This window comes from Sphingobacterium siyangense, assembly GCF_023277505.1.
Lineage (GTDB): Bacteria > Bacteroidota > Bacteroidia > Sphingobacteriales > Sphingobacteriaceae > Sphingobacterium > Sphingobacterium siyangense.
This window is the reverse complement of sequence record NZ_CP080574.1, coordinates 4,670,782-4,694,625: the sequence shown is the minus strand read 5'-3', so window position 1 is coordinate 4,694,625 and position 23,844 is coordinate 4,670,782. Positions and strand designations below refer to the sequence as shown.

Genomic DNA, 23,844 nt, shown 5'->3' with positions numbered 1-23,844 from the left:
CCCATGAATATTAAAACACTAGCGGATGAACTGAGGGAAACCATTCGGAGAGATAATAATGAAGGAACAGGCAAAACAGTCCCTAAAAAGAAACCTGTCCCAAAAAACGCATTAGATCCTATCGTCGAGGGAATAAGGGACCATAAACTGATCGGAAAAGAAAAGCTGCTGATCAGGCTCGACGATAAAACCATATTTCTTCTCAAACAGCTCAAGGTTACCCAAGGAATTGACATGAACAAGATCATTTCCTATTCCCTTCAATACTTCCTCCAAAAACATCCCCAAATTGCAAATCATATCAAAGAAACCCTAAAAAATCTCGAACTATGAACTGGATTCAATTTACACTCTATCTCTCCACCCTTTACCTTGGATACTATGGACTGAACCTCATGTATGATTTTTATCGCAATAATAAGCGGGGTGATGAACCTAAAAACGTCCGAAATGGTGAAATCTCATTTCCTGAATTTCATTCCTCTACGAAAGTGGACCTACCGGGGGAAGATATTCTGGACGACAGCTTCGAAAATGCAGATGCGATCACAAGTGGCCCGATAGAAAGTTCTGGTGGCGTATCCATCAAAGAATTGTTCTCCCTTGCTCAAAATGACCTGATCGAATATACTAAAGCAATTGCTTATTAATCAATAATGAACAATAAGAAAACGATATGGACGGCAATTGCCGTCTTTTTTTTTGTCCACAACCTAATCGCTCAGCCGGGCCTTTCCGAATTCAGGCAGGTCAGCTCCGAGATCAGGGGTTGGTATTTTAATTTTTCCGACTTCGCCCTGGTCCTTGGGGCTATCTGTGGCCTGATAGGAGGGGTTCGGATCTTCTACAACTGGCAGAGCGGAAAAGACCATCATATTGATGCCCAGGTCATGGCCTGGTTTCTCTCCTGCCTTTTTCTTTCCCTACTGAGTGCATCCCTAAAAGCACTCTATGGAATCAGCTAAAACGCCAATCTTTTTTTCCATTCACTTTTTTAATTCCTATTTCTTATGAGAGTAAAAGTAAGCAAGTTACTTGTTTTATCCGCAATCTGCCTTTTTGCGGAACGTTCCTTCGCCCAAGGAGGAACAGTTGGTATTGACGCCGCCACATCGTCGTTAAATACCTATGTCGATCCCATATCGACATTGATACTGAGTATCGGGGCTGTCGTCGGGCTGATAGGGGGAATCAGGGTCTATATCAAATGGAACAGCGGAGACCAGGATATCTCGAAAGAACTGATGTCGTGGGGCGGTTCCTGTCTATTTCTCATTCTAGTCAGTGTGGTCATCAAGGCATTTTTTGGCGTATGATCCAGAAAAACTATCAATTTTATAAGGGGCTCCAAAAGCCCCTTATTTACAGGGGTTTTAAAGGGAAATTTATCTATTACGCTGTCATATCCATCATGGGCGGCATGCTCTGCGGAGGTCTTATTGGCGCATTTACCAACATGATACTTGGCTGTCTGGGCATCCTCTTATTCATGACTCTGGGAATGGTGTATACGATCAGTAAGCAGAAAAAGGGGCTATTCGACAAAACCCGTCACAACGGAATTATTATCCATCCTTCCAAAACACTGTTCAGAAATGAAAAAGCAAAGTAAGCATGCCTTTAATCTACCCTTTGCGGGCATTGATGAATTTATGGGTTTCCCGATCCTCTTTGGGGATAAGGGGGACTATTCAATTATCCTTAGTATTACCAATCCGGTCATCCAATATGATGCCGATGAAACCAAGTATTCCGCCTATCACCATGCACTCTCCAGTGTGGTCAAACTTTTGGGGGAAGGACATATAATCCAAAAGCAGGATGTATTTATCCGTAGAAAGTATCGTCCAGTTCCATCGGAAGTGTTTTTGGAACAAAAATATCAGGAACATTTTAGCGGTCGGGAATTTACCGAAATCAGAAGCTACATCACCTTTACCAAACAGGTAAAGAAAGGCACATTCTATACTTTCGATGAGAAGATGCTCTATAAGTTTATAAGGGATCTAAGTAAAGTAATTGAGGTATTAAGTGGTGCAGGTCTTCATCCAAGGGTTCTTGGAAAAGTAGAAATCAATCGTCTTTTTTACAGGATTCTTTCATTTGATTTTGAGGATACGGAAACAGTATTGGATAATTATCAGTGTCAGGACAATCAGATAAATCTTGGGAAAAGATCCATCAGATGCATTAGTCTCATAGATACGGATATTGTTGAATTGCCTGACACGATCAGTGCGTATGCGATACGGAATGAAACAAACGGCTTGATGGATTTTCCCGTTGACAATTTATTTTTTCTGCACAGGGTGCCAGATTATAAGGTCATGATCTATAATCAGGTGATTGAAATTCCAGTTCAGCAGTTTACACTGAACAAACTGGAACTTAAAAGGAAAAGGCATTCCAATATGCCCGATCCGGCCAATCAGCACTATGTTGAAGATATTGATAATTTATTGGCCGATGTGGCAAAAGACAATCAGTTGCTCGTAAATACACATTTTTCGATTTTGATCGGCTGCGATTCTGAACTGCTGGAAAGGTCATCGAATTTTATTGAATCGTCCCTATTTCAGCAGGGGATTATTCCGAACAGAAATGCTTACAACCAGTTCGAATTATTCAGGTCTTCATTACCCGGCAATGCCGTAGAACTACAGGTTTATGACTGGTTTTTGACTCCGGTAGATGCGGCGCTCTGTTATTTCTTTAAGGAATCACTGCCCTGCGATGAAAAAACCGATTTTCTGATCCGGTTTACAGACCGACAGGGGATACCACTTGCATTTGATCCTGCTGACCTGAGTACAAACCGTATTTCCAACCGTTCGAAATTTGCGCTGGGACCTAGTGGTACCGGAAAATCTTTCTTCATGAATGCGCTTCTGGAACAGTATTATAGGTATAACATGGATATTGTCATCGTCGATACCGGCGATTCCTATCAGGGCCTCTGTACTTTTCTAGGCGGAACTTACCTTACCTATACTGAGGAAAACCCGATATCCATGAATCCTTTTGCCCTGACTCAGGAAGAGTTTAACCTAGAGAAAAAGGATTTCTTAAAAACCCTGGTAGCGCTGCTCTGGAAGGGAGCCGACGGAAAATTGTCCCAGGTAGAGGATACACTTTTATCAAACGTTATATCCTCCTATTATTATGAATATTTTTACCTCGATCCCGGTCCGCAAAATCCTGGGCGTCCAAACGGATTGAGTTTCGATTCTTTTTATATGTATTCCGTTGACAGGATCAAGGATATAATGGAAGATGAATCCTTAAAGTTTGATCTGGATGAATACAGGTATGTTTTGAAGAAATTCTTTACCGGACAGGAATTTGGTACCGTTCTCAACAAAAGCGCTGACTCCTCCCTTTTTGAAGAGAGGTTTGTGGTGTTCGAAATCGACAATTTGAAAGAGAACAAGACTCTTTTTCCTATTGTTACGCTGGTTATTATGGATCTATTCCTACAGAAAATGAGACACCGGACTTTCCAGCGTAAAGCCTTGGTGATCGAAGAAGCATGGAAGGCCATTGCAAGCCCCTTAATGGCTGGTTACATAGTTTACCTGTATAAAACGGTAAGAAAATTTTATGGTGAAATCATGGTCGTTACGCAAGAACTAGGCGATATTTTGGGCAATCCAATAGTCAAGGACAGCATTCTGGCAAATTCGGATACAATATGTTTACTTGACCAGTCTAAATTTCAGTCCAATTATGATGAAATAGCAAAACTGCTGTCCATTACCGATGTAGAAAGACGCAAGATCTTTACCATAAATAAATTACAGAATAAAGAAGACAGGTCCCGTTTTAAGGAAGTCTACATCCGAAGGGGGACGGTGGGCGAAGTATATGGCGTGGAAGTATCCTTATTTCAGTATCTCGCATTTACCACCGAAAAACCAGAAAAAAGTGCTGTAAAAATCTATGCGGACCATTTTGGAAATTACAAAGATGGCCTTACCGCATTCGTCAAAGATCTGGAATATTCTGGCAAAGCCCTGAACGATTTTGTTGGGGAAGTTAACAGAAAGGGAATTCAAACTTTAAATCTTATGGCCAATGAATAGACTAATTATGATTTTGCTGATCTTATTGCCAAGCTTGTCAGTGAAAGCACAGATCTATATCGATCCGGCAGTAGCAGCGGCAACGGGAGCGCATGCCTCGGTGATGAATAGGCAATTGGATCATGTCAACGATAACCTGACACTGATCCAGCGGGGCCAGCTTGCTGTTACCGGGCAGTTGCAGATCGTCAATGATCTACAGGATAAAATTTATAAAGGACTCTCCGAGGTCTCTTCTGTGGTCAGATCGCTGCTGAGCATAAAAGAGATTGCTGGAATTACCGTCGATATTATTGAGGATGTCGAAAAAGCAATGGTACTTGCAAAGGGGAATCCTGTGCTTTTACTTTTTGCCGAAGCCGGTGCAAGGGAATTTAAGAACAGGGCGACAAACCTTGCCACAGAGGTAGGGGCTTTTGTACTCAAAGATGGGAAGGATAATCTGATGGATTCCGGTGAACGGGCAAAATTACTCAACCGGATACAGACGGAAATGACCATTCTCAGAGGTGTAGCTTATGGAATGCACCGCAATATGTATTGGGCAAAACAGCGCGGGATTCTCAATTCCTTAAATCCCTATGCGAGGTTTATCAATATAGATAAACAGATCGCGGATGATGTTATCAGAAATTCTAGACTTGTAAAGAAGTAATGCAATGAAATGGAGAATTATCTTTTGTTTCTGTATTCTCTGCTTATCCAAAACTGCAAGTTGCCAGCTGAATGTACAGCTTTTGCACCAGCTGGTAGGTCACAGCAAGGATGAGTATGAACGGCAGAAAGAGGCCCGTGACCGTCAGGGCGTAACCACGGCAAATGAGCAGGTAAATACTGCGGGCACCACAACGCTCAAAAAGCGGTATCGGGAGATCCAGAAAAGGTTCAGTATCCTGCATACTGCATTGCAGGGACTGAGTATGGGTATTGAATCCAGACCGATCATTGAACGGATTATTGCCCATCAGGACAGAATAATAAGTATCGCATCTGACCATCCTGAATTTATTTCACTGGCCTTAAATAGCGAAAAGGAAATCGTAGATAGGTCAGTTCAATTGGGAAGATATATTGCCGGCCTGTTTTTGACAATTGGGGAACTCAACCAGATGAAAGCCAGTGATCGCCGTTCGCTTTATGCGCATATACTGACTGAACTTCGACAGATAGAAGGAGTATCCAGGGCACTGGCATCTACCCTTTATTACTCCACAAAGAAGAAAATACTGGATGGTCTAAATCCCTTTAGCGAGTATATAAACACCGACAGAAGAATTGTAGAAAATATATTAAGACAATTAGAAAAGAAACCATGAAGTATTCTCTCATAACACTGATTATTTTCTGTTTTGATTTTTTGTATGGGCAAAGTTATGTGACAATAATTTCAGATACCGAACATCTGGCAATCGTAAATGAAAACGGTGCGGTCAGGCTGGCCTCCGAATCGGCGCATAACAGTATGCTAAAGCAGATCAATCAAAATGTTGAAGACATCAATCTCAACCTGTCTTCCCTGGTAATCGTTCAGCAGGTGATCCATAGGTCACTAACGGAGGTAAACAATGCTTTGAAGTCCGGTAGATCCGTGTTACAGGTTTCTTCTCTGATCGCTGAAATTATTAAACAGTCCAATAGCCTTATCGAGATTTCAAAAGAAGAACCCTGGCTGCTTTTAGTAGCGGAAGGAACAGCTAGGCAACTAAAAGAAAGGGGGATAAATATTGCTACGGAAGTTTCTGATTTTGTTCTCAAGGAAGGCAAAAATGTCTTAATGGATTATGAAAAACGGGATTTTCTTTTGCGGAAGATCATCATCGAACTAAAGGTGATGCGCGCGCTTCTTTTCAGTATGGAACGTTCGGTTTATTGGACAAAAATAAACGGATTATTAAAAACGGTGAATCCTTTTAAAAATTTTGTCAATAAGGACATCCAAAAAGCAAACGAGATATTAAGGAATTATGAAGCTGTAAAACATTGAATTATGTGGAGAATATTAACTGTTGTTATTTTACTGCTTGGATCTAAAGCTGTCATTGGGCAGCGGATCAAGCGCCAAACCGATAAACATATTATCAATCAGCAGGAGCGTATGGTACATAAACAATGGGACCGAAAGAAATTTACCCCGACCTCTGGCTTTCTTGGACTGAATTATCAGTATTGGCTCACCTGGGGCCTTCATCCCAATTATCCCAAGCTGGACAGGCGTCCCCTTTCAGGTTCCGGCCCCCAGACCATGCGGATGGGGCTGGTGATTGCCATGCAGCAGACCAATGATTCCTATAAAAAGCAGTCCGATACCATCCGAAATACAGCTATAAAGGAACTCACCAACTATTCAGGGGTTGTGAGTGCCGCAGATCCACTTTGGTTGCTATACTATAAACATGAGTTCGCCCCCCTAGAAAAGGATGAATCCCTAATCCTTCAAGGGCTCAGTTCAGAGGTAAAAGAATATCTGATAAATAAAGGTACTTATGAATGGTATACCAGTGAAAGATCGGGCCTCATAGAACGTCTGGAAATCCTTAAAACAACAGATCTTGAAAGGGGCAGCAGGATTATGGGCTATCATCGCCTATTGTCGGAATATAGGGTTCTTGAATCGGGGTGGGAATCCAAGAAAAGCAATGCCCTGAAATTTCTATCCCTATCAAGTGACCTGTCTTCCATTAAGGAGATAGATCCGGTCATGCCGTTCCCACATACTGGAAAATCTGATATTGAAATTGCGGACAAAATCCTAAATAAGAGCAGATGATAAATTAATTTTTTATGACATACACATTTTTTTTACAGGCATCTCCAGTGGGGGGGCCTGATTCATTTAAGGATACTTTCACTTTCCTGCAGGGAAATGGGGTATACGAGGAAGGGGTAATGCACTTCCTGAAAGGGATGAAAGATACGATATGGACCCATTACGATACTTTTATTACAGACGCACAGGCACTAGCGGCAATTTTTATGCTCATATTTTTTGCCATAAAAAGCTATGAAATGATGTCCGGCGATAAAAAAATGGAGATTATGCCCTTGCTCAGGCCATTTGGACTGGTCATGGTCATTATTTGGTGGGGAGCTTTCACAAGGGTGATCGCTTATCCAACGGATATTGTCGCTGCCAAAACGGAAAGCCTCTTCGATAGCGGACAGACCGAAGTCAATAGCCTTCGGCTCCAACGTGCAAAACTCATGTATGACATAGCCAATTCTTTGACTCAAATCCAGGCTGAAACCGAAGTTGCAAAAAATGAGGCGGATACCTGGTACGGAAAAGCGTGGGATGCGGTCACCTCAACCGTGAAAGATGGGTTTACTTCCGTCTGGAACAATGTTGTGGAGCTAAGAAACAGGATGCAGATCAATTTGCAATTGTGGGCAACCTATACACTGGAAACCTTGGCAGTCTGGGTACTTCGTATCTGTGTTTATATCATATTCATGATCCAGATACTCTATTCGACCATTCTGATCATTTTAGGCCCATTCTCCGTTGCGGTAAGTATTCTTCCAGCTTTCAGGGATTCCTTTGGAACTTGGATAGCACGCTTTGTTTCCGTAAACCTATATTCTGGGATTGCCTATCTAGTGATGCATATAGCCAGTCTTTTTCAGCAGTATGCCTTAGAAGCTGAGATCACCCGTTATCAGGAATTATTATCGACTTCTGGCGATAGGCTCGAAAAACTTGGCTGGCTTGCCGGAAATGGGATAATGTCATTTGGGATCGTCATAGTAACCTTCCTGATCGGCGGGCTTACGATGCTCACAGTGCCAAGTATCAGTACATGGATTGTATCCACTTCTGGAATCACTTCTGCCGCGGGTACAATGGGCCGTGGGGCATCCGGTATGGCAAGAACAGCTAGGAGAGTGATCGCAAAATTCTAAACTTAAATAAAGAACATGATTATCAAAAATATAGAATCAAAGATTCGTCTGGCAACCCTTATTGCCGTCGGGAGTTTAATAACGGCCTTTCTGCTGGTGTCCATAGTTTCTTTCTTTGCCTTCAAACAGGTGGAAAGTGCAAGAAAGTCAGTATATGTACTGGATATAAATAATGTGCCATTGGCCGCGCAGCAGACCAGTGTTGAAATGAACCGTTCAGCCGAGTACCGAACGCATATAAATTTATTCCATAGTCTTTTTTTTACGCTGACACCGGACGAGAAGTTTATAGAATACCAGATGAAGCGGGCGATGTATTTGATTGATGAATCAGGTGCTTTACAATACAATAACCTCCGTGAGAAAGGATTTTTTAATTCCATCTTGTCTTCCAGTGCGGTACTTACGGTCCAGACGGATTCAATCCACCTTGAAGGAAACTATTTTCGCTTTTATGGTAAACAGACCATAGACAGACGGAGCTCAACCGTCGTTCGTAGTCTCATTACAGAAGGATATTTAAGGGACCTTAAAATTAGGACAGACAACAACGCGCATGCAGTTCTGATAACGAGATGGAAAACATTGGAAAATAAAGACCTCAGTTATGTTCAAAAAAATAACCTCTAATAAATCCGAAAGTAGTATCTGGAAAGAGATTGGCAATGAATTTTCCAGATATACAGTCCATCTTAGAAGATGTGTAAGGTCAAAATTGAGCACATATCCCAAACAGGTTTTTATGTTCATGGTGTTATGTATCGTGATTTCAATCTGCTTTTTTTTTATGCTGCCAAGGCAAAAGGAAGTAAAAATGGGGAAAAATGCGAAACTATCGGCGCCTATTGCGGATGGAGTGGGAAATATATTTGGTTCAATCTCCGATCTAAAAGAAGTACTTGAACTCCAGGCTGTCCTAGAAGAGATTTCAAAAAAGGATAACCTGGATAAACAGGACAGTATGATCCTTATCCAGATAAAGGATAGGCTTTTGTCGCTGGAAAACCATAATGGGAAGGATTCGATAACCAAAGATTGATCCAGCATTTTTTCCCTATACCCGCTTAGTATTTCTCAATTCTAAATCAAATTATATTATGAAATTAGACCTAAAAAGGCCCAAATATATCATACCGATTATCGCCCTGCCTTTTATCTGTATTTTCTTTTACGTTTACCAATCCGCATTTTCAAAAGAGAGTGCTGTAAAAGATAATGGGCCCCAGCTAAAAGAACAAATTTCGGAAGTCTCCCCAGAGGTGAAAAATAAAGCTTTAACCGATAAGCTTAATGCTTACCGGGAAATGTACCGTCGAGGAGATGGCTATACCGCTGTGAATCAATTACAGGAAGACAAAGTAGTTGGATTCCGTTTTGATGAAATGTACAATGATAAGGAAAAACGCAAGTTAGATTCCATAAGGGAAAAGCTTAAACAGGAATCGCTAATTTCAGTTGATGCACCAAAGGCTGTGCATGGAAATGAAGACCTGGACCGTGTACTGGGTTCCCTTGTCCCTAAATCCAATCCAGAATCCAGAAAAGAACCAAAACGGAAAGAAGAAGATCCGATGCTCCTGTTCCGCCGGCAGATGGAATTTGCCGATAGTCTGGCAAAGGCAAATGATCCGGAAGAAAGAGCAGCAAGAGAGGAGAGGCAGCGGATTGAAATGGCGAAAAAAGCGGAAGCTGAAATGCCATTGCTTAAAGTCAGAAAGGCCGACGATACCGAATCCGTTTTCAATACGGTAAGAGACAATCCGAACGATTCTTTTATTCAGGCCATAATTGACGAGAATATGACCGGATATGTGGATTCCAGGTTGCGGATCAGGCTCATGGATGATTTATTGGTGGGAAGCAATCTGATCCACAAAGGCAGCTATTTATACGCAAAGATAAGTGGATTTACCGGCCAACGTGTCCTTTTGAGCATTACCTCAATTATGCAGGGAGGTAAGATCCTGCCCATAAAACTTGATCTGTATGATAATGATGGTCTTCAGGGCCTTTATGTGCCCGCATCCGCTTTCAGGGAGTTCAGCAAAGAACTTGGCGCAAATTCTTCTCAGGGAATTTCAATGCAGGGGGGAGAAAACCAGAACCAGATTATTATGGGCGTGATCCAAAGGATGTTTCAGTCGACTACTACAGCAGTTTCCAGGTATATCAGAAAAAACAGGGCGAAAATCAAATATAATACGCTGGTCTATCTGATAGACCCACAAGCACTTCGTGAAAATCAAAAACAATACAAATAATCATTCATCATTTTCAATTATGAGAAATCTATTTCTGTTTTTATCGGCAATATTTCTGTTCGCCGTAACCCCGACAATGGCACAGACAGGAGGTGACCATTTACTTGGCGACCTTAAATCTATCAGGTTTTCCAAAGGAAATACAATTCACATTCTTTCACCGGAACCGATCAAGTACGTGGATATATCTTCAAAAAAAGTAGCGGCAGATCTTCCTATTGATAATCTGCTTCGGCTTAAAATTGTTCCGGACAGCATGGATCTAGATGATTCAGGGACAGAACTCGGCAGCATTACAGTGGTCGGAGAAAATTTCATGACACAGTTCAGAGCCTTGAAATCTGGTCAGGACATTGAAGCACATTCGCCCGTCCTTTATGAAATAAATCCTTTATCTACGGTCCCGCTGGAGCCTTTGGAAAACAACCTAAGCAGGAGTCAGATGAGGTCCTTATCCTATACTCTTTTAACCCAATCCGGAAACCGTCCAAAGAGGAAGGAAGAGAAGTTTGGAATAGGGATCTATCTGAACGGTATCAGAACGATCGGGGATTTCATTTTTCTTGATCTTTCATTTGTCAATAAAACGAACCTTTCATTTAGGCCAGATCAGCTACGTTTTTTTGTGGAAGATAAAAGAATCACCAAGGCAACAAATGTCCAGTCGGTTGAGATAGAACCCATCTGGCAATTTCAGCCATTCGACCTTCTAAAGAAAAAGAACCGGAATATTTATGTTCTTAAAAAAGTAACATTTCCGGGCAGTAAAATATTGCGGATAAGTCTCACTGAAAAACAGCTATCGGGCAGGGCAATTGACCTGAAAATCAAATACCAGGATATTCTGAATGCCGATTCTCTATAACCAATAAAAATATGGAAGAAACAAAAGAGCAGCAGGGCCTTTATAGATTCTTCCAGTTTGCCATTTATCTTTCCATTTTTCTAGAGTTCTATCTCTTTCTTTATGTTGAGAAATCCCTTGAATATGGGATTCTAAACAAGACAAATTTACTTTTTGCAACCAAGTTGGCAAGGATGCCTTTTTATTCGGGGCTGCTTGCCAGTAAGCTATTTACTGTCTTTTTGGTCGTATTGGTTTCTATAGGTACCCTGAGTAAAAAGAAGAAAGATCTAAACCCCAAGAACCAAATTGTTTATCCCCTCACGCTTGGATTCATAATAATTGCGCTTGCGGTATGGCTGCACGGTCATCAGGGGAAACCGATTCTATATGGGCTGAATTATTATGATCTTGGTTATGTATTCAGCTCTTTTCTGGGGATTGTCCTGATCCATGTTGCACTAGACAACATTTCAAAGATTATCAGCTCTAGATTAGGGAAAGATAAATGGAATATCGAGGAAGAATCCTTTATGCAGCCCACGCAGGCGAAAATCACACCTTATTCTGTCAATATTCCAATGTTGTTTTATTATAAGGGAAAGGTTAATCAAGGCTATATTCCACTGGAAAACTTATTTAGGGGCTGTTTGGTCTGCGGAGTTCCGGGAAGTGGTAAAAGTTTTGGGGTCATTATGCCAATTATCAGGCAGATGATCGCCAATTCATTCACCATGTGTATTTATGATCTAAAGTATCCTGATCTTGGAAAGATTGCCTACTATCATTACCTGCTGGCGAAACAGGAAGGAAAAATGCTGGATTATGAATTTCATGTCATTAACCTGAATGACCCATCCAGAAGCCGCCGGGCAAATCCATTTAAGCCGGAATATTTGCAGACCCTTGCTGATGCTAACGAAACTGCCGAGGCTTTGGTAGAGGCCCTTAAAAAGGGTGATAAGAGCGGAGGAAGCGACCAGTTTTTTACCCAATCTGCTGTAAATTTCTTAACGGCTTGTATCTACTTCTTTTGTAAGTATGAAAATGGACGCTATTCAACCTTGCCACATGTTCTGGCATTTTTGAACCTGTCCTATGAAGATGTTTTTGACACGCTCTTTAGCAACGACGAACTTAATTCGCTTCTGTCTCCCTTTATGACAGCTTATAAGGCTCGTGCTTTTGAGCAGCTGGAGGGACAGGTCGGAACATTAAAAATCTTTATCAGCAGGCTGGCGACAAAAGAAACGTTCTGGGTGTTTGGGGGAGATGACTTTGAACTACAGGTCAGTAATCCCAAACATCCCGGAATACTGATCTTGGCTAATGATCCCGCTACCCAGAGCATCAATTCCGCATGTTTATCAGTTGTCGTGAACCGTGTTACAAAATTGGTGAATTCCAAAGGAAACCTTCCTGTTGGAATAGTCGTTGATGAGGCTCCAAGTTTATATTTATACCGTATTGAACAGGTCCTTAGCCAGGCCCGAAGTAATCTTGTGGCAACAGTCCTGGGTATCCAGAGTTTACAGCAGTTTCAGCAGCAGTATGGCAAAGAAACATCCGCGACGATTACTTCAGTCGTGGGAAACGTTCTATCAGGAAGCGTACAGAACAAAGATACACTTGAGTGGTTGGAACGGATCTTTGGAAAGGTAAAACAGCAGAGCGAAAGCCTCAGTATCGACAGGAATAAAACTTCCATATCCCTGTCAGAAAAACTCGAACCTCTTATCCCTGCAGGTAAAATCGCAGCACTCCCTGCTGGCCAGATGGTAGGACTCGTCGCTTCTGATGCAATAGAGAAATTTACCGGAAAATTCAGGACCTCAGCTGTTAACTGCCGGATAAATATTGATGTTGGTGCGATAAAACAGGAAGAACAGCATTATAGAGAATTGCCCATATTCTATGATTTTGGAGAGAGAAAAGAACAGATACTGCTGTCAAATTTCAAAAAGATCAAAGAGGAGGTTAATTCAGTTGTCGAAGCGGTTACCGGATTTCGGTATACGCAGCCTACCGAAACGGAATCCTTAACGGATAAATACAAAAAATCATCGGAATAATTTTCAGATCACCCGTTTAATTTCACTATGCAAAATATTCGTTGCCCCGTTTATCCAGTTTACCGTAGACTAATAATCTGGATATTCTTATTGCTTTTTATTTCCTTAAATGCTGTTGGGCAATCTATAGATTTTAGTCTCCCGCTTGAAAAAATGAGGGTTACGTCGCCTTATGGTTTTAGGGTACATCCCATAAAATTAAAACCTATTCATCATAATGGTGTAGATCTTGCCGCCAGAGGTTCACCCATCTTTAATATAATTTCAGGATATGTGGTGAATGCCGGGGAAAGTCCTACGCTGGGTAAATTTCTGGTAATAGAATCAGGTGATGAAATCCAGGTTATATACGGACATCTATCTCGACTATTGGTCCAAAAAGGCGAATGTTTACTGCCCGGTCATCTTCTTGGTGTAAGCGGTAGAACAGGTCTGGCGACCGGAGAGCATCTCCATCTCTCAGTCAAAATCCGGGGTCAATTTATTGACCCCATTCTTTTTCTTAAAAAACTCAATGAGTTCAGCTTAAATCCTTTAAACGAGCAAAAAAAATGAATAAATCTTTTGAAAGCCTCAACGAGAAACTTAGAATTCTGAAAGAAGGCGAAGAAATTGGGCTTACGCCCGAAGAGGCCGTCATATACGGCATATCTTATGGTGACGAATTTCCTTTTGACGAGGAAAATAGCGAGGAAGGAGAGGAGGATGAACAATAAGGTAAAATCACTGCACGAACAGGTTGCCGTAGCCCTCATCGAAAAACTGGAAAAAGGAACAGCTCCCTGGCAGAAACCTTGGAATTCCGCTTCAACCGATTTCAGTCTACCTTATAACGCAATTACCGGGAATAGATATAAAGGAATCAATATCTTTTCACTGCTGAATTCAGGGAGGGAAGACCCCCGATGGTTGACTTTTAAGCAAGCTGATTCCAAAGGCTGGCAAATAAACAAGGGTGAAAAAGGTACGCTTGTTCAATTTGTCAAAACCCATGATCTTATCCCAAAATTAGATGAAAATGGGAAAAAAGTCCTTGATGAAAACGGTAAAAGCATAAAAGTAAGGACACCTTTGGAACGTGCCATTGTCACAGCAGCTTGGGTCTTTAATGCTGAACAGGTCAGTGGAATTCCTAAATTAGAGTTAAAGCCCCAATTGAAATCTGATTGGGACCCAATAATCCGTGCGGAAGATCTGGTTCTCCTTTCCGGCGCGGTGGTCAATCACAGAAAAGGTGATGAGGCGTATTATAGTCTCCGTTCTGACAGTATAACTATGCCCTTAAAAGAACAGTTTACCTCTCCTGACCGCTATTATGCTACCCTCCTTCATGAGCTTGGACATTGGACTGGACATCAGGACAGGCTCAACAGGTCCCTTTTTAACAGATTTGGGAGTGAGGGTTACGCACGGGAAGAATTAAGGGCCGAGATTGCCTCGATGTTGATCGGAGATGAGTTCAAGATCGGTCATGATCCGGGCCAGCATGCTGCTTATGTAAAAGGGTGGATCGAAATTTTAAAAAATAATCCTTATGAAATCCATGCGGCGGCAACGGATGCAGAAAAGATATTTTCTTATCTGCTGGATTTTGAGCGTAAACGTGAACTTAACCAGCATACCACTAATAAAAGCCAGCAAAAAAATGAATCCAAACTCTTTATTGGCGATACCATTCCGTACAAGGAGTCTGTTTATAAAGTAACCAGTCAACTGAAAAGAGGAAGGCTTCAGATGGAAGTAGAGGACACCGGAAAGAAATTTGTACTCTCTAAAAACGACAGGCTCTATCAATCGCTGCTAGATGTAAAAAACGGCAATGATATAAAATCTCCAGCAATTTCTAATAGCAATGAAGAAGTTCAAAAAGCTTCTTATGGTTTAAAACGTTAATTCTATAACAAGAAAATAGCATGAATCAATTTAAAGACAACGAACTTCCCCTTGGTGAACTTGAAAAATTGGGACTATATATTCAGGGACGGATACTTCTTTCCAGGGACAATATCAATGCACTTCTTATGGGTAGAAGGACCGAAATGACAAATTTTAAAGATCTTAAATTTGATGGGCTTTCTATTCCCGAACTTGATGCCAAACTATCTTTAAAGAAAAATCAGGACGGAAGTGTAAGCCTGAATGTGCATCCAATATACAAGGTGGCAAAAGCACATGAGCTTTTGGATGAAAACGAAAGCCAGAAACTGCAAAATGGCGAGATTGATAATATTGCCAAAGAGCAAGAAGTACAAAAGGGTAAGGTCAGGAAAATAATCATCGAATATGATGAACAGACCAAAGAGTTTATTTCCTATGATCCTGAAAAGGTAAATGCCCCATTAACAGTAAATTCAGAGACGCTAACAGAAGAACAAAAGAAAAAATTTAAAAATGGTCAGATTGTGGAATTATCCGATGGTACCAGGTTTCAGCATACAGCGCTTAACCCTCAGGGATTAAAATCGGATAACAAAAGACTCGCACTTTCGATCCTGTTTGATGCTGGTATCTCGTACCTTGTATATAGAGGGATTCAGGCCCTGAAAAACCGTGCTGCTAAATTTCAATCAGAAGGTTATACTAATGGGTATAATCAGGCCATTGCTGATATGAAACAAAAAGGAAATGTAGTGGATTCTAATGTTACCATTCAGCAATTAATAAATAAACATATCCCAAATCAAGAGTCTAGGGGATATGGACGTTCATCGTCCCGTTAATGAATGCAGGTGATTTGGATCAGGATGTGATCCGATTCTTTGAACCATTCTTTAAAAGATCTTCTGCCGGTTTTGAGTTCAGCTATAGATATTTTTCAGAGCAGCCAAAGGAAATTTGGAATAGCAACGGGTATGTTAACGAGGTCGCTAGTGGTATCTGGAAAGCCCATCATCAAATACCAGATTCTGTAATTCATTTGTTTATCGCTTCAACTTGTACAGATATCTTGTGTTTTGCACATCTTTTTCCACAGTATGTTGATAATGCACTATCTATCGCTTTTGCTTCGGTAGGATATCTACCAAGTAGAGAAAATTATAGGGAACTCATTTATGAGTTCCCTAATGCGAAAATCCATCTTATATCTGAAAATAGTTTGATTGGGAAAATCTTCGACTGCAAGATTGCTCTTTGGAGCCGTGCTATTGACTCAAAATTTCAGATCAATGATGATCTGATAAAAATAGAATTTGACTCGCAAAGTCTTGTGTTACTGATTGAGAAGTTTTCTCTAAACTATTTTGAGATGATTTCTGGTAAACGGTTCGCCCTTCGAACTCATAAACCTATTAAAGGATTTCTGAATTTCCACAAATTATTTGCCGCCCTATAGTATTTAGTTCCCAAAAAGATTAATTATTAACCGCCTTCAAACTTATGGATTTATTCACCTTTTAAATAATATTTTATGAATATTGAACTTAAAAATATTAAACATTTTCCTTCTTTAAGTCAGGAGACGGAGGCATTTACAGCCTCTTTATATATTAATGGTAAACATGCCGGATATGCTGAAAATACAGGGCATGGTGGCGAAACGAATTATTACGAAAAAGATGCAAAAGGAAAAGATCTTATAAAACAGGCCGAAGAGTATGCGAAATCTTTTAAAAAACCGGATGATCGTTTTATCAATATGGCTTTGGAGGAGAAAATTAATGATCTACTTTACGATCATTTACAGAAAAAAGACCTCGAAAAATTCAATAAGAAACTTGCTAAAATAACCGACAATGGAATTGCCTATGGTATTCCAAATGATTCGTATTCTTATTTTACTTTCAATCACTCGATGGAAAAATTCCTAAGTAATATTAAGGGGATCGAACATATCAAGAATTTGATAAGAGATAAAATTATTCCAAAACTAGGGCCCGATAAAATTATTTTAAATTCAAATATTCCTGAAAAACTCCTTTTGGAATCTGGTCTTAAAAAAGGCCAGTATGCCCAACCTAAAGCCAATATAATATGGATAGAGAATTTAGGTCCAAATAATGAGCAACAAACTAAAAGAGGACGCTAGTATATAAAAATAGGGAAAGCTTTTCCCTATTTTTATATTTGCTTTCATATCATTTAAGGTTGTTTTAAATATATAAAAATCATAATTGTTAATATCTGTTGTACTTGAATAATTAATTGTTTTTTGGTAAATTAACATTACCATTTTAGCCTTAAAACAATGAGAAAGATATTATTAACAACAATAGTATTTGCGACCTGCCTAGGTGCGAATGCTCAAGAGACCGAGGAGAAAAGTGACAAAAGACGGACAGATGACCTAAAAGAGTTCATAACAAAAGTTTTAGGAACTAAAACGAACGTTCCAAAAGGAGGTTTTGTGTTTGATATTTCAAAAAGTCCTGAGTTGCTTTTAAATGTTCCTGTAATCCCAGGAATGTTTAATCAATTATATTTTGATGGAAAAGTTGCTTCATTAAACGATTTTACTCCTTTAATTAAAAATGGAGCTTGGTTGCCTGATCTTGGAGTCAATTTGAATTTTAACCGTTTCTTTTTTACTACCACCAAATTTTACACTGACACAATTGAGGATAAGTATAAAGGAAATGTTGAAAATGCTTCAATTTATGATGCCTCCCAAATATTTTGGTTATGGTTAAATACAAAGGCGGGCTATAATTATGCTACTTTAGAAACTTATAATAATGATTTGGCACTATTGAATAAAGATAAGTTTAGTAAGGAGAATCTAAATAGCTTTGTTGCAAAGACTGATTTAAATTTATATTTTTTTCCATCTAGACGATATTTAAAGTTTTTCTCTATTATTGGTAAGGCTGGGTTTGAGTATAAAACAAATGATCATAATTATTCCTCCTCAAATCTGTAAATATTAAAAATTTTGAAACTATTACAGATAGTAACGGAAAAACAATGGAGGTATCTTCTGACACAAAAAGGGTTAAGGAAGGAAAACTAATAGTGGAAAATACAGCCAGTATAAATTATAACCTAATGACTTTGTTTTCTATTTCCAAAACCTTCTATATTGGATTAAGTACTTATGGAAAACAGACATTAACTAAAGATCTGAAATCTTTAGATGCAGGTTTTGGAGTTACTGTTCCTGTTACTAAAAATGAAAAAGATATCGCAAGTTTAACATTGAAATATGAAATTCCTGATATTAGGGATAACATAAGTAACATTCCAATAAAAGATAAAGGAATCTTGGGGTTTTCAATTGGGGTTCCAATTAATCCTTTTGGAAGAAATTAAAGAAAGTTAAATAACGAGAAGTATTCCCTCGTTATTTAACTTTATAAATATGGATTCTTTGGTATTTCAATTAATTTGTACCCATCCTTTTTTAAAGATTCCCGTAATTCGACTTCAGGAAGGGTTTTAAATATTATTATGCTTAAAGACTGACTTGGTACAATGCCAAAATTTGATAAAAAATCCCTAAGACCTTTTTTGAAGAGAATTTTTCTAAACTTCTTCTCTGATTTTACAGCCGGAATTTTTTCACTTCCGGGGAACCAGAAGTTCGGATTGAAATTTTTGATCGCTACCATTGGTAAGTTAATACCAGCTGCAAACTTTTCCATTTCCCTCTCAGAAACCTTATATACAAAGTTGCCAACTGCTTCATAAGAAAAGCGGTTTTTCCATATCTTATTTACTAAGCCATGTTTTATTTTTTCTAAAACATTGTTAATAAATAACAAGAAAGGCATTTTCATAATCGGATCTTGCGGTTCGATAATAACAATCCCCTTTTTTGCTACTCGGATCATTTCATAAAGAGCGGCATAAGGCCGTGGAAAATGATGATAAGTTTCTTTACATAAAATATAGTCTATGCTATTATTTTCAAAGGAGAGATTTTCTGCATTTTCAGCGGAGTATTGCTCAACAATGCCAACCTCTTTAGATACGGCAAGAAATTCATCACTTATATCGGAAGCAATTACGTTTTGGACGCCATTCTCGATTAAATAGTTTGCATCATGCCCGTAAGCGTCACCTACGGTCAACCAGGATGCATTTTTATATTTTGTAATAGGTTTAACACATTCAAAAAACTGATTCTGCAACCAATGATTTATGGTTCCTTTATATGTCTTTATTCCATTTAACAAAGCTATCTTCTGTTCTTTTTCGGGAAAGAGATTTGTATACCAATTGGAATGCCTATTATAACTGTCTTCTTGAAATGATTCGGTATTGTTGTTTGTATTTTCCATAATGTTATTTTACAAAAACGGTTAGCTCGTAGTAATTCTCCCAATATTTCCTTAATGATCTTATATAAGACTGATTTGCTACATTGTTTTCCTGTTGGGAGTTTATCAGGTCTGTAACTGTAATTTTTCCTGTTGAGAATTGGTCGATTAGCAAAGAGTATCGTTGTTTGGCAATTTCAAGCATCTTCCTTGAAATTTCAATATCTTTTAAACTATATTCAATACCATTAACTGCGCGCCGCATATTTTGGAGGATTATTTTTTTGTCGCTTTCAATAGCTAATTCCACCTCCTTTAAATTATATTCAGCAGCTTTAGCGGTCTCTTTTAATCTTCCCCAATCGAGAATCGGAAAATTTAAAGATAAAGTAGCGCTCTGTCTTGGATTTGCCCGACTATACACATTGCCTAAATGATTATCGGTAGAATTATATCCGACTGAAAGTCCAACATTTATCTTATATCTTTCTTTTTTGACTTTTTCCAAATCTCTTTGAGCTTCAAGAGCTTTAATTTTAAATTCGGTATACTCAGCCATGTTTTTTTCCATGCTGGATACCAGGTCTATATTGTCAATTTTAATTTCAGGCAATTGGGAAGGTAAGCGAAGTTCATTGTCTTTCGAAATGTGAATACCAATATAATCGGATAGTTCGACAATGGAATTATTAAGATCTTCCAATGCAGCATTTCTTAATTTCTCGGCATCTAGCATCTGGATCTCAATCTGGGAATATTTGTTGAGAGATGTAGTCCCGAATTTCACTTTCTCTTTTTCTTCATTTAATAATCGTTGAAAAGTTTTGTATGCTTCTTCTGAAAGATCGAATGAAGATTTGCCCTCAATTACATTGAAGTATAATTTTGTGGTTAATAACGATATTTGCGCTAGTTCCGCTACACTTCTTCTCTTTGTATTTTCAAGTCTTATCGGTTCAATTATATTTAACCATTTGTATTCATTGTAAGCATTAATGGGTTGCCGAATAGATAAATTTATGGGAATGCCATTATATTGCTTCTCTTTCAAAATAAAATCATCAAACCGTGTAAGATTGGAGGATACTGAAACAGTTCCTCCGGTTTGGGGAACAATCTGTGTGATTGCCAACCCTAGAGTGGAATAATTTTGCGACCTTGATTGAAATGAGATAGTACCGGATGGCTGTATTACACTAAAGTAATCTTTACTATAATCCAATATATTAGATGTAAAGCCGATTTCAGGTAAAAAAAGCTTTTTGTAACTATTATATTGAGCAATATTTCTTTGATGATGTGCCACTGAGATTTTATTGGCAATTGATTCTGATTTTGCAATTTCGATGATATTCTCCAGCGTATAATCATTTGCCGAGCTCTGACAATATCCTTTAGTTGCCGAGCAAAAAGAAAATATAATAATGTATTTCAGTAGCTTCATGAATTTTTCTTTGTTACTGCATAATAAATCAATGGTATGAAACAGAATGAAAGTATCGTTCCAAGGCTTAAACCTCCCACAACGACACTTACAAAATTTCGCTGGATATCATTTCCAATACCGTGTGAAAAATAAACGGGTACCAATGCTAATGTTGTGGTGAGGGAAACCATGATTAAAGGTTTTAAACAAATTCTCCCTGCATCATGTAAAAGTGAAATGAGGTTCTCCCTATCAATTTTTCTGCCATGGTTTTTTGCTTCCTTAATTAACCTATTGACTGTTTCAACCTTTAATGTAGGGTCATCTACTATTATACCTAGTACGACTATAATTCCTATACCGGCCATTATATCGAACTCTCCACCCATAATCCAAAGCGTAAAGAATGAACCAAACAGTGCGCAAGGCAATGATGACATAACAACAAACGGATGTAAGAAATTGTCAAATTGTATGGCTAGCAGGGCAAAAAGAAGAATTAGGGATAATATAACAACTATGAATAGATCTTTTTTGATCTCTTTCTCAGCTTTGAATGCTCCGGTAAGGGATGCATTTAAGTTTTTGGACTCAATAAGTTTAGTTAATTGTTTTTGAATCTTATCAATATTAAACCCTTTTGGGATCTCATTTATGAATATTGATTTATAGTATCCGAATTTATCTGCCGAAATGGATTGATCTTCATCTGAATAGTCATATGATACAAAGTTTTGCAACTGAAAGTATCCATCGTTGCTATTCTTTAAATATGATATTTTAAATTTCTGGTTTAAGGATGCTGTATCGACAATCTGAGATGTGAAGACATCACCGTTCCCTGTAAATTTAATTTTTTCACTGTCATTAAAGATTGATTTTAATTGATGGATGACATCACTTTTTTCCAGCTGATAGCTACTTAATTTTCGTTCATTAAGATGCAGGTTTACATTCGTAACTTTAGATAGATTGCTGGAGTTTTCCCATTTCAATTCTGGTAAGGCATTTTTAACAAGTTGGACGTTATTTTCGCTATCTCCGCTATCTAAAAAAGCATCCTGTCGAAACCGAACTTCCATTTGTGGCTCATCGTTCTCAAATAAATGTGTAAAGGCATTTTTAGCGCCTGATATTTTTATAAAGGCATTTGGATAATTTACGTTAAAATATGCTAACAGTTTCTTGTCTAATGCATTTTTTGATTCGGTGTCTGTACATTTATAGTAAATATCCGAACTATTGATATTGCGTCTTTTTATATCTATCATAAAGTCGCTTATACCGATGTCGGCTTCCCAATGTACAGCGCCATGCAGTAATTTTGAGAGATCGTTAATTCTATTTTCATTTTCTTGTATCCCTACCGGTTCGTTCCAATCTATATTGACAGACGTTTCGTTCTCTTCAAATTGTGGCATGATCCGTATCGGAATGCGGACTGCTATTAGATAACCTAAAGGAATCAATATTAAAATGCCTAAAACGAATTTCCTCCTGTTTCTAAATATCACTTCGAATAAAACATCATAAAATCTCATGATAAACTTAAATAGAAAGGTTTCCTGCCCAGATTTAATTCGCTTTTTACTTCTTGCATTAAAACTATAAAATAAGACAGGCGTTAGAATAAACGCTACAAATAGCGAAACTAACAAGGAAATGGTCAATGCAATGGCTTGGTCATAAATCAGCTCTCCAGCTATTCCACTTAAATAAATAAGTGGGGCATAGATTACAATTGTACTTAAAACTTGACTCAGAACAGGGACGAATACTTCTCCAGCACCTTTAATACAAGCTTCTTCAAGATCAAAATCCAGATAATTTCTTGAAATACTGTCAATAACAACAATAGAATTGTCAATGAGCATTCCAATACCCAATGCAAGTCCTGAAAGCGAAATGATATTGAATGATATTTTGAAATAATAGAAGCAGATAAAAGTCAGCAATAGTGATATAGGAATACTTATGCCCATTAAAATAGGAGACGATATGTTATTGACAAATAGAAAAAGAAGCAATACACATAAGATGCCTCCATAAATAAGGTCCTGTGTCAAGTTTTCTATTCCTGCATTTAGGAGATAGGTCTGATCCTGAGTGAGATCAAAATTTAGCTTGGTATAATCATTCCTGATTAAATCCAATTCATCATGGACAGACTGTATTACCTCATTCATCCTAGCATTTGCCTGTTTGTGAATCGCTAATACAATTGCCTCTTCATTATTGAACAAATGCTTGCCAACTTCCTGGGCCGCTACCGATTCAATTTTTGCAATATCTCTCAATGAAATAACACGATTATTTTCGAGCCGAATGGAGATATCCCTTAAATGGTCAATGTCACTTATATTATTTGCCATCTTGACCAGATAGGAGTAGTTGCCGTCTTTTACTGTTAAAGCACCAGAAGAAGAGCCGCTTGTCTGAACCGTTTCCCTTATCTTTTGTTCATCGAGCCCTAAATATCTGATCTTTGTTTTATCCAGAATTATTCTGACACTTCTAGTCTTTAAGCCATTGATATCAACCAGGGAAACACCTTCTATTTTTTCTATCCTTCTTTTGATAAGTTGAAGTGTGATATCAGATGCTTCCAACAGGTCTATATCTACTTTTGGTGTGATCTGTAGATTTACTATCGGAACATCTGAAACATTTTGTTTAATTAGTTGCGGTCTAATAAAATCGCTTGGAAGATCAGGAAGCAACTGGTCAATACGTTCATTTAGTTTAATGAATTCATCACTCATATTTGTTCCGAATTCATACGATAAGTTTACTAATGCAAAGTGACTGTATGATTCGCTCTCTATGGATTTGATTGATCCTACAGAACCTATCCCTTCCCTAATAATTTTTGTAACGTTGGATTCAACAGATTGTGCCGCATGGTTTGGATAGTTTATTTTTATCTGTATGGCAGGTTTTTCAATATTAGGTAGTAAAGAGACGGGAATGTTGAAAAAACAAAAGCCACCCCATACAACTGCAATTAAAAAAATAAGGTATACGGCCAGGGATTTATGCAAAAGAAACTTCATCATAATGTA

Annotated in this window: 27 protein-coding genes; 24 read left to right on the top strand and 3 right to left on the bottom strand. The window is 38.6% G+C overall.

The window, feature by feature from the left end; translation table 11 throughout:
- Positions 1-3: 3 nt before the first annotated feature.
- The 24 genes from K2F45_RS19710 to K2F45_RS19595 all read left to right on the top strand — a co-directional run bounded on the left by K2F45_RS19710 (position 4) and on the right by K2F45_RS19595 (position 18,406).
- The gene (locus K2F45_RS19710; protein WP_248932179.1) at positions 4-333 is read left to right on the top strand and encodes a hypothetical protein; all 330 of its coding nucleotides are present in this window, start codon (positions 4-6) and stop codon (positions 331-333) included.
- Positions 330-650: a hypothetical protein gene (locus tag K2F45_RS19705; protein ID WP_248932178.1), complete on the top strand. Its 321-nt coding sequence runs from the start codon at positions 330-332 to the stop codon at positions 648-650. The genes K2F45_RS19710 and K2F45_RS19705 overlap by 4 nt, the downstream gene beginning before the upstream one ends.
- A gap of 6 nt (positions 651-656) precedes the next feature.
- Complete coding sequence (locus K2F45_RS19700; RefSeq protein ID WP_165308874.1) at positions 657-965, top strand: DUF4134 family protein; 309 nt, start codon at positions 657-659, stop codon at positions 963-965.
- A gap of 45 nt (positions 966-1,010) precedes the next feature.
- Positions 1,011-1,316, top strand: coding sequence for a DUF4134 domain-containing protein (locus K2F45_RS19695; protein ID WP_248932177.1), 306 nt, complete (start codon positions 1,011-1,013; stop codon positions 1,314-1,316).
- Positions 1,313-1,612, top strand: coding sequence for a DUF4133 domain-containing protein (locus K2F45_RS19690; RefSeq protein ID WP_165308872.1), 300 nt, complete (start codon positions 1,313-1,315; stop codon positions 1,610-1,612). The genes K2F45_RS19695 and K2F45_RS19690 overlap by 4 nt, the downstream gene beginning before the upstream one ends.
- Entirely contained in the window at positions 1,596-4,082 is a 2,487-nt protein-coding gene (locus K2F45_RS19685; RefSeq protein WP_248932176.1) for a TraG family conjugative transposon ATPase, read from the top strand. Before K2F45_RS19690 ends, K2F45_RS19685 begins: the two co-directional genes overlap by 17 nt.
- Entirely contained in the window at positions 4,075-4,737 is a 663-nt protein-coding gene (locus K2F45_RS19680) for a hypothetical protein (RefSeq protein WP_248932175.1), read from the top strand. The genes K2F45_RS19685 and K2F45_RS19680 overlap by 8 nt, the downstream gene beginning before the upstream one ends.
- A gap of 4 nt (positions 4,738-4,741) precedes the next feature.
- Entirely contained in the window at positions 4,742-5,398 is a 657-nt protein-coding gene (locus K2F45_RS19675) for a hypothetical protein (RefSeq protein WP_248932174.1), read from the top strand.
- Positions 5,395-6,066, top strand: coding sequence for a hypothetical protein (locus K2F45_RS19670; protein ID WP_248932173.1), 672 nt, complete (start codon positions 5,395-5,397; stop codon positions 6,064-6,066). The genes K2F45_RS19675 and K2F45_RS19670 overlap by 4 nt, the downstream gene beginning before the upstream one ends.
- A 3-nt stretch (positions 6,067-6,069) precedes the next feature.
- A complete protein-coding gene (locus tag K2F45_RS19665) occupies positions 6,070-6,849 on the top strand; it encodes a hypothetical protein (protein WP_248932172.1) in 780 nt (259 codons plus the stop codon).
- A 14-nt stretch (positions 6,850-6,863) separates the two neighbouring features.
- Positions 6,864-7,982 carry a TraJ family protein gene (locus tag K2F45_RS19660; RefSeq protein ID WP_248932171.1) on the top strand — a complete coding sequence of 373 codons (1,119 nt, stop codon included), beginning with the start codon at positions 6,864-6,866 and terminating at the stop codon, positions 7,980-7,982.
- A gap of 15 nt (positions 7,983-7,997) precedes the next feature.
- Positions 7,998-8,612 (top strand): conjugative transposon protein TraK, encoded by a 615-nt coding sequence (gene traK, locus K2F45_RS19655; RefSeq protein WP_165308865.1) that lies wholly within the window; start codon positions 7,998-8,000, stop codon positions 8,610-8,612.
- Between the two features lie 184 nt (positions 8,613-8,796).
- A complete protein-coding gene (locus K2F45_RS19650; protein ID WP_248932170.1) occupies positions 8,797-9,021 on the top strand; it encodes a hypothetical protein in 225 nt (74 codons plus the stop codon).
- A 58-nt stretch (positions 9,022-9,079) separates the two neighbouring features.
- Positions 9,080-10,243, top strand: a complete 1,164-nt coding sequence (locus K2F45_RS19645) for a conjugative transposon protein TraM (protein WP_248932169.1) — start codon at positions 9,080-9,082, stop codon at positions 10,241-10,243.
- 19 nt (positions 10,244-10,262) lie between these two features.
- On the top strand, positions 10,263-11,108 hold the full coding sequence (gene traN, locus K2F45_RS19640; protein ID WP_248932168.1) for a conjugative transposon protein TraN: 846 nt from the start codon (positions 10,263-10,265) through the stop codon (positions 11,106-11,108).
- 11 nt (positions 11,109-11,119) lie between these two features.
- Positions 11,120-13,159: a type IV secretion system DNA-binding domain-containing protein gene (locus K2F45_RS19635; RefSeq protein ID WP_248932167.1), complete on the top strand. Its 2,040-nt coding sequence runs from the start codon at positions 11,120-11,122 to the stop codon at positions 13,157-13,159.
- A 153-nt stretch (positions 13,160-13,312) separates the two neighbouring features.
- Positions 13,313-13,714 carry a M23 family metallopeptidase gene (locus K2F45_RS19630; RefSeq protein WP_248932166.1) on the top strand — a complete coding sequence of 134 codons (402 nt, stop codon included), beginning with the start codon at positions 13,313-13,315 and terminating at the stop codon, positions 13,712-13,714.
- On the top strand, positions 13,711-13,875 hold the full coding sequence (locus K2F45_RS19625) for a hypothetical protein (RefSeq protein WP_248932165.1): 165 nt from the start codon (positions 13,711-13,713) through the stop codon (positions 13,873-13,875). The genes K2F45_RS19630 and K2F45_RS19625 overlap by 4 nt, the downstream gene beginning before the upstream one ends.
- A complete protein-coding gene (locus K2F45_RS19620) occupies positions 13,865-15,052 on the top strand; it encodes an ArdC family protein (protein ID WP_248932164.1) in 1,188 nt (395 codons plus the stop codon). The genes K2F45_RS19625 and K2F45_RS19620 overlap by 11 nt, the downstream gene beginning before the upstream one ends.
- A gap of 20 nt (positions 15,053-15,072) precedes the next feature.
- Positions 15,073-15,879, top strand: a complete 807-nt coding sequence (locus tag K2F45_RS19615) for a DUF4099 domain-containing protein (protein WP_248932163.1) — start codon at positions 15,073-15,075, stop codon at positions 15,877-15,879.
- On the top strand, positions 15,879-16,493 hold the full coding sequence (locus tag K2F45_RS19610) for a hypothetical protein (RefSeq protein WP_248932162.1): 615 nt from the start codon (positions 15,879-15,881) through the stop codon (positions 16,491-16,493). The genes K2F45_RS19615 and K2F45_RS19610 overlap by 1 nt, the downstream gene beginning before the upstream one ends.
- 75 nt (positions 16,494-16,568) lie before the next feature.
- A complete protein-coding gene (locus K2F45_RS19605; RefSeq protein ID WP_248932161.1) occupies positions 16,569-17,186 on the top strand; it encodes a hypothetical protein in 618 nt (205 codons plus the stop codon).
- Positions 17,187-17,345: 159 nt separating this feature from the next.
- A complete protein-coding gene (locus tag K2F45_RS19600) occupies positions 17,346-18,017 on the top strand; it encodes a hypothetical protein (protein ID WP_248932160.1) in 672 nt (223 codons plus the stop codon).
- Between the two features lie 44 nt (positions 18,018-18,061).
- A complete protein-coding gene (locus K2F45_RS19595; protein WP_248932159.1) occupies positions 18,062-18,406 on the top strand; it encodes a hypothetical protein in 345 nt (114 codons plus the stop codon).
- A gap of 41 nt (positions 18,407-18,447) precedes the next feature.
- On the opposite strand, the gene K2F45_RS19590 is transcribed toward K2F45_RS19595, so the two are convergent.
- From K2F45_RS19590 to K2F45_RS19580, 3 genes are read right to left on the bottom strand one after another with little or no spacing between them, the layout of a single operon-like run.
- Positions 18,448-19,377, bottom strand: coding sequence for a class I SAM-dependent methyltransferase (locus K2F45_RS19590; protein ID WP_248932158.1), 930 nt, complete (start codon positions 19,375-19,377; stop codon positions 18,448-18,450).
- 4 nt (positions 19,378-19,381) lie between these two features.
- On the bottom strand, positions 19,382-20,800 hold the full coding sequence (locus tag K2F45_RS19585; RefSeq protein ID WP_248932157.1) for a TolC family protein: 1,419 nt from the start codon (positions 20,798-20,800) through the stop codon (positions 19,382-19,384).
- Entirely contained in the window at positions 20,797-23,838 is a 3,042-nt protein-coding gene (locus tag K2F45_RS19580; protein WP_248932156.1) for an efflux RND transporter permease subunit, read from the bottom strand. Before K2F45_RS19580 ends, K2F45_RS19585 begins: the two co-directional genes overlap by 4 nt.
- Positions 23,839-23,844 lie beyond the last annotated feature (6 nt).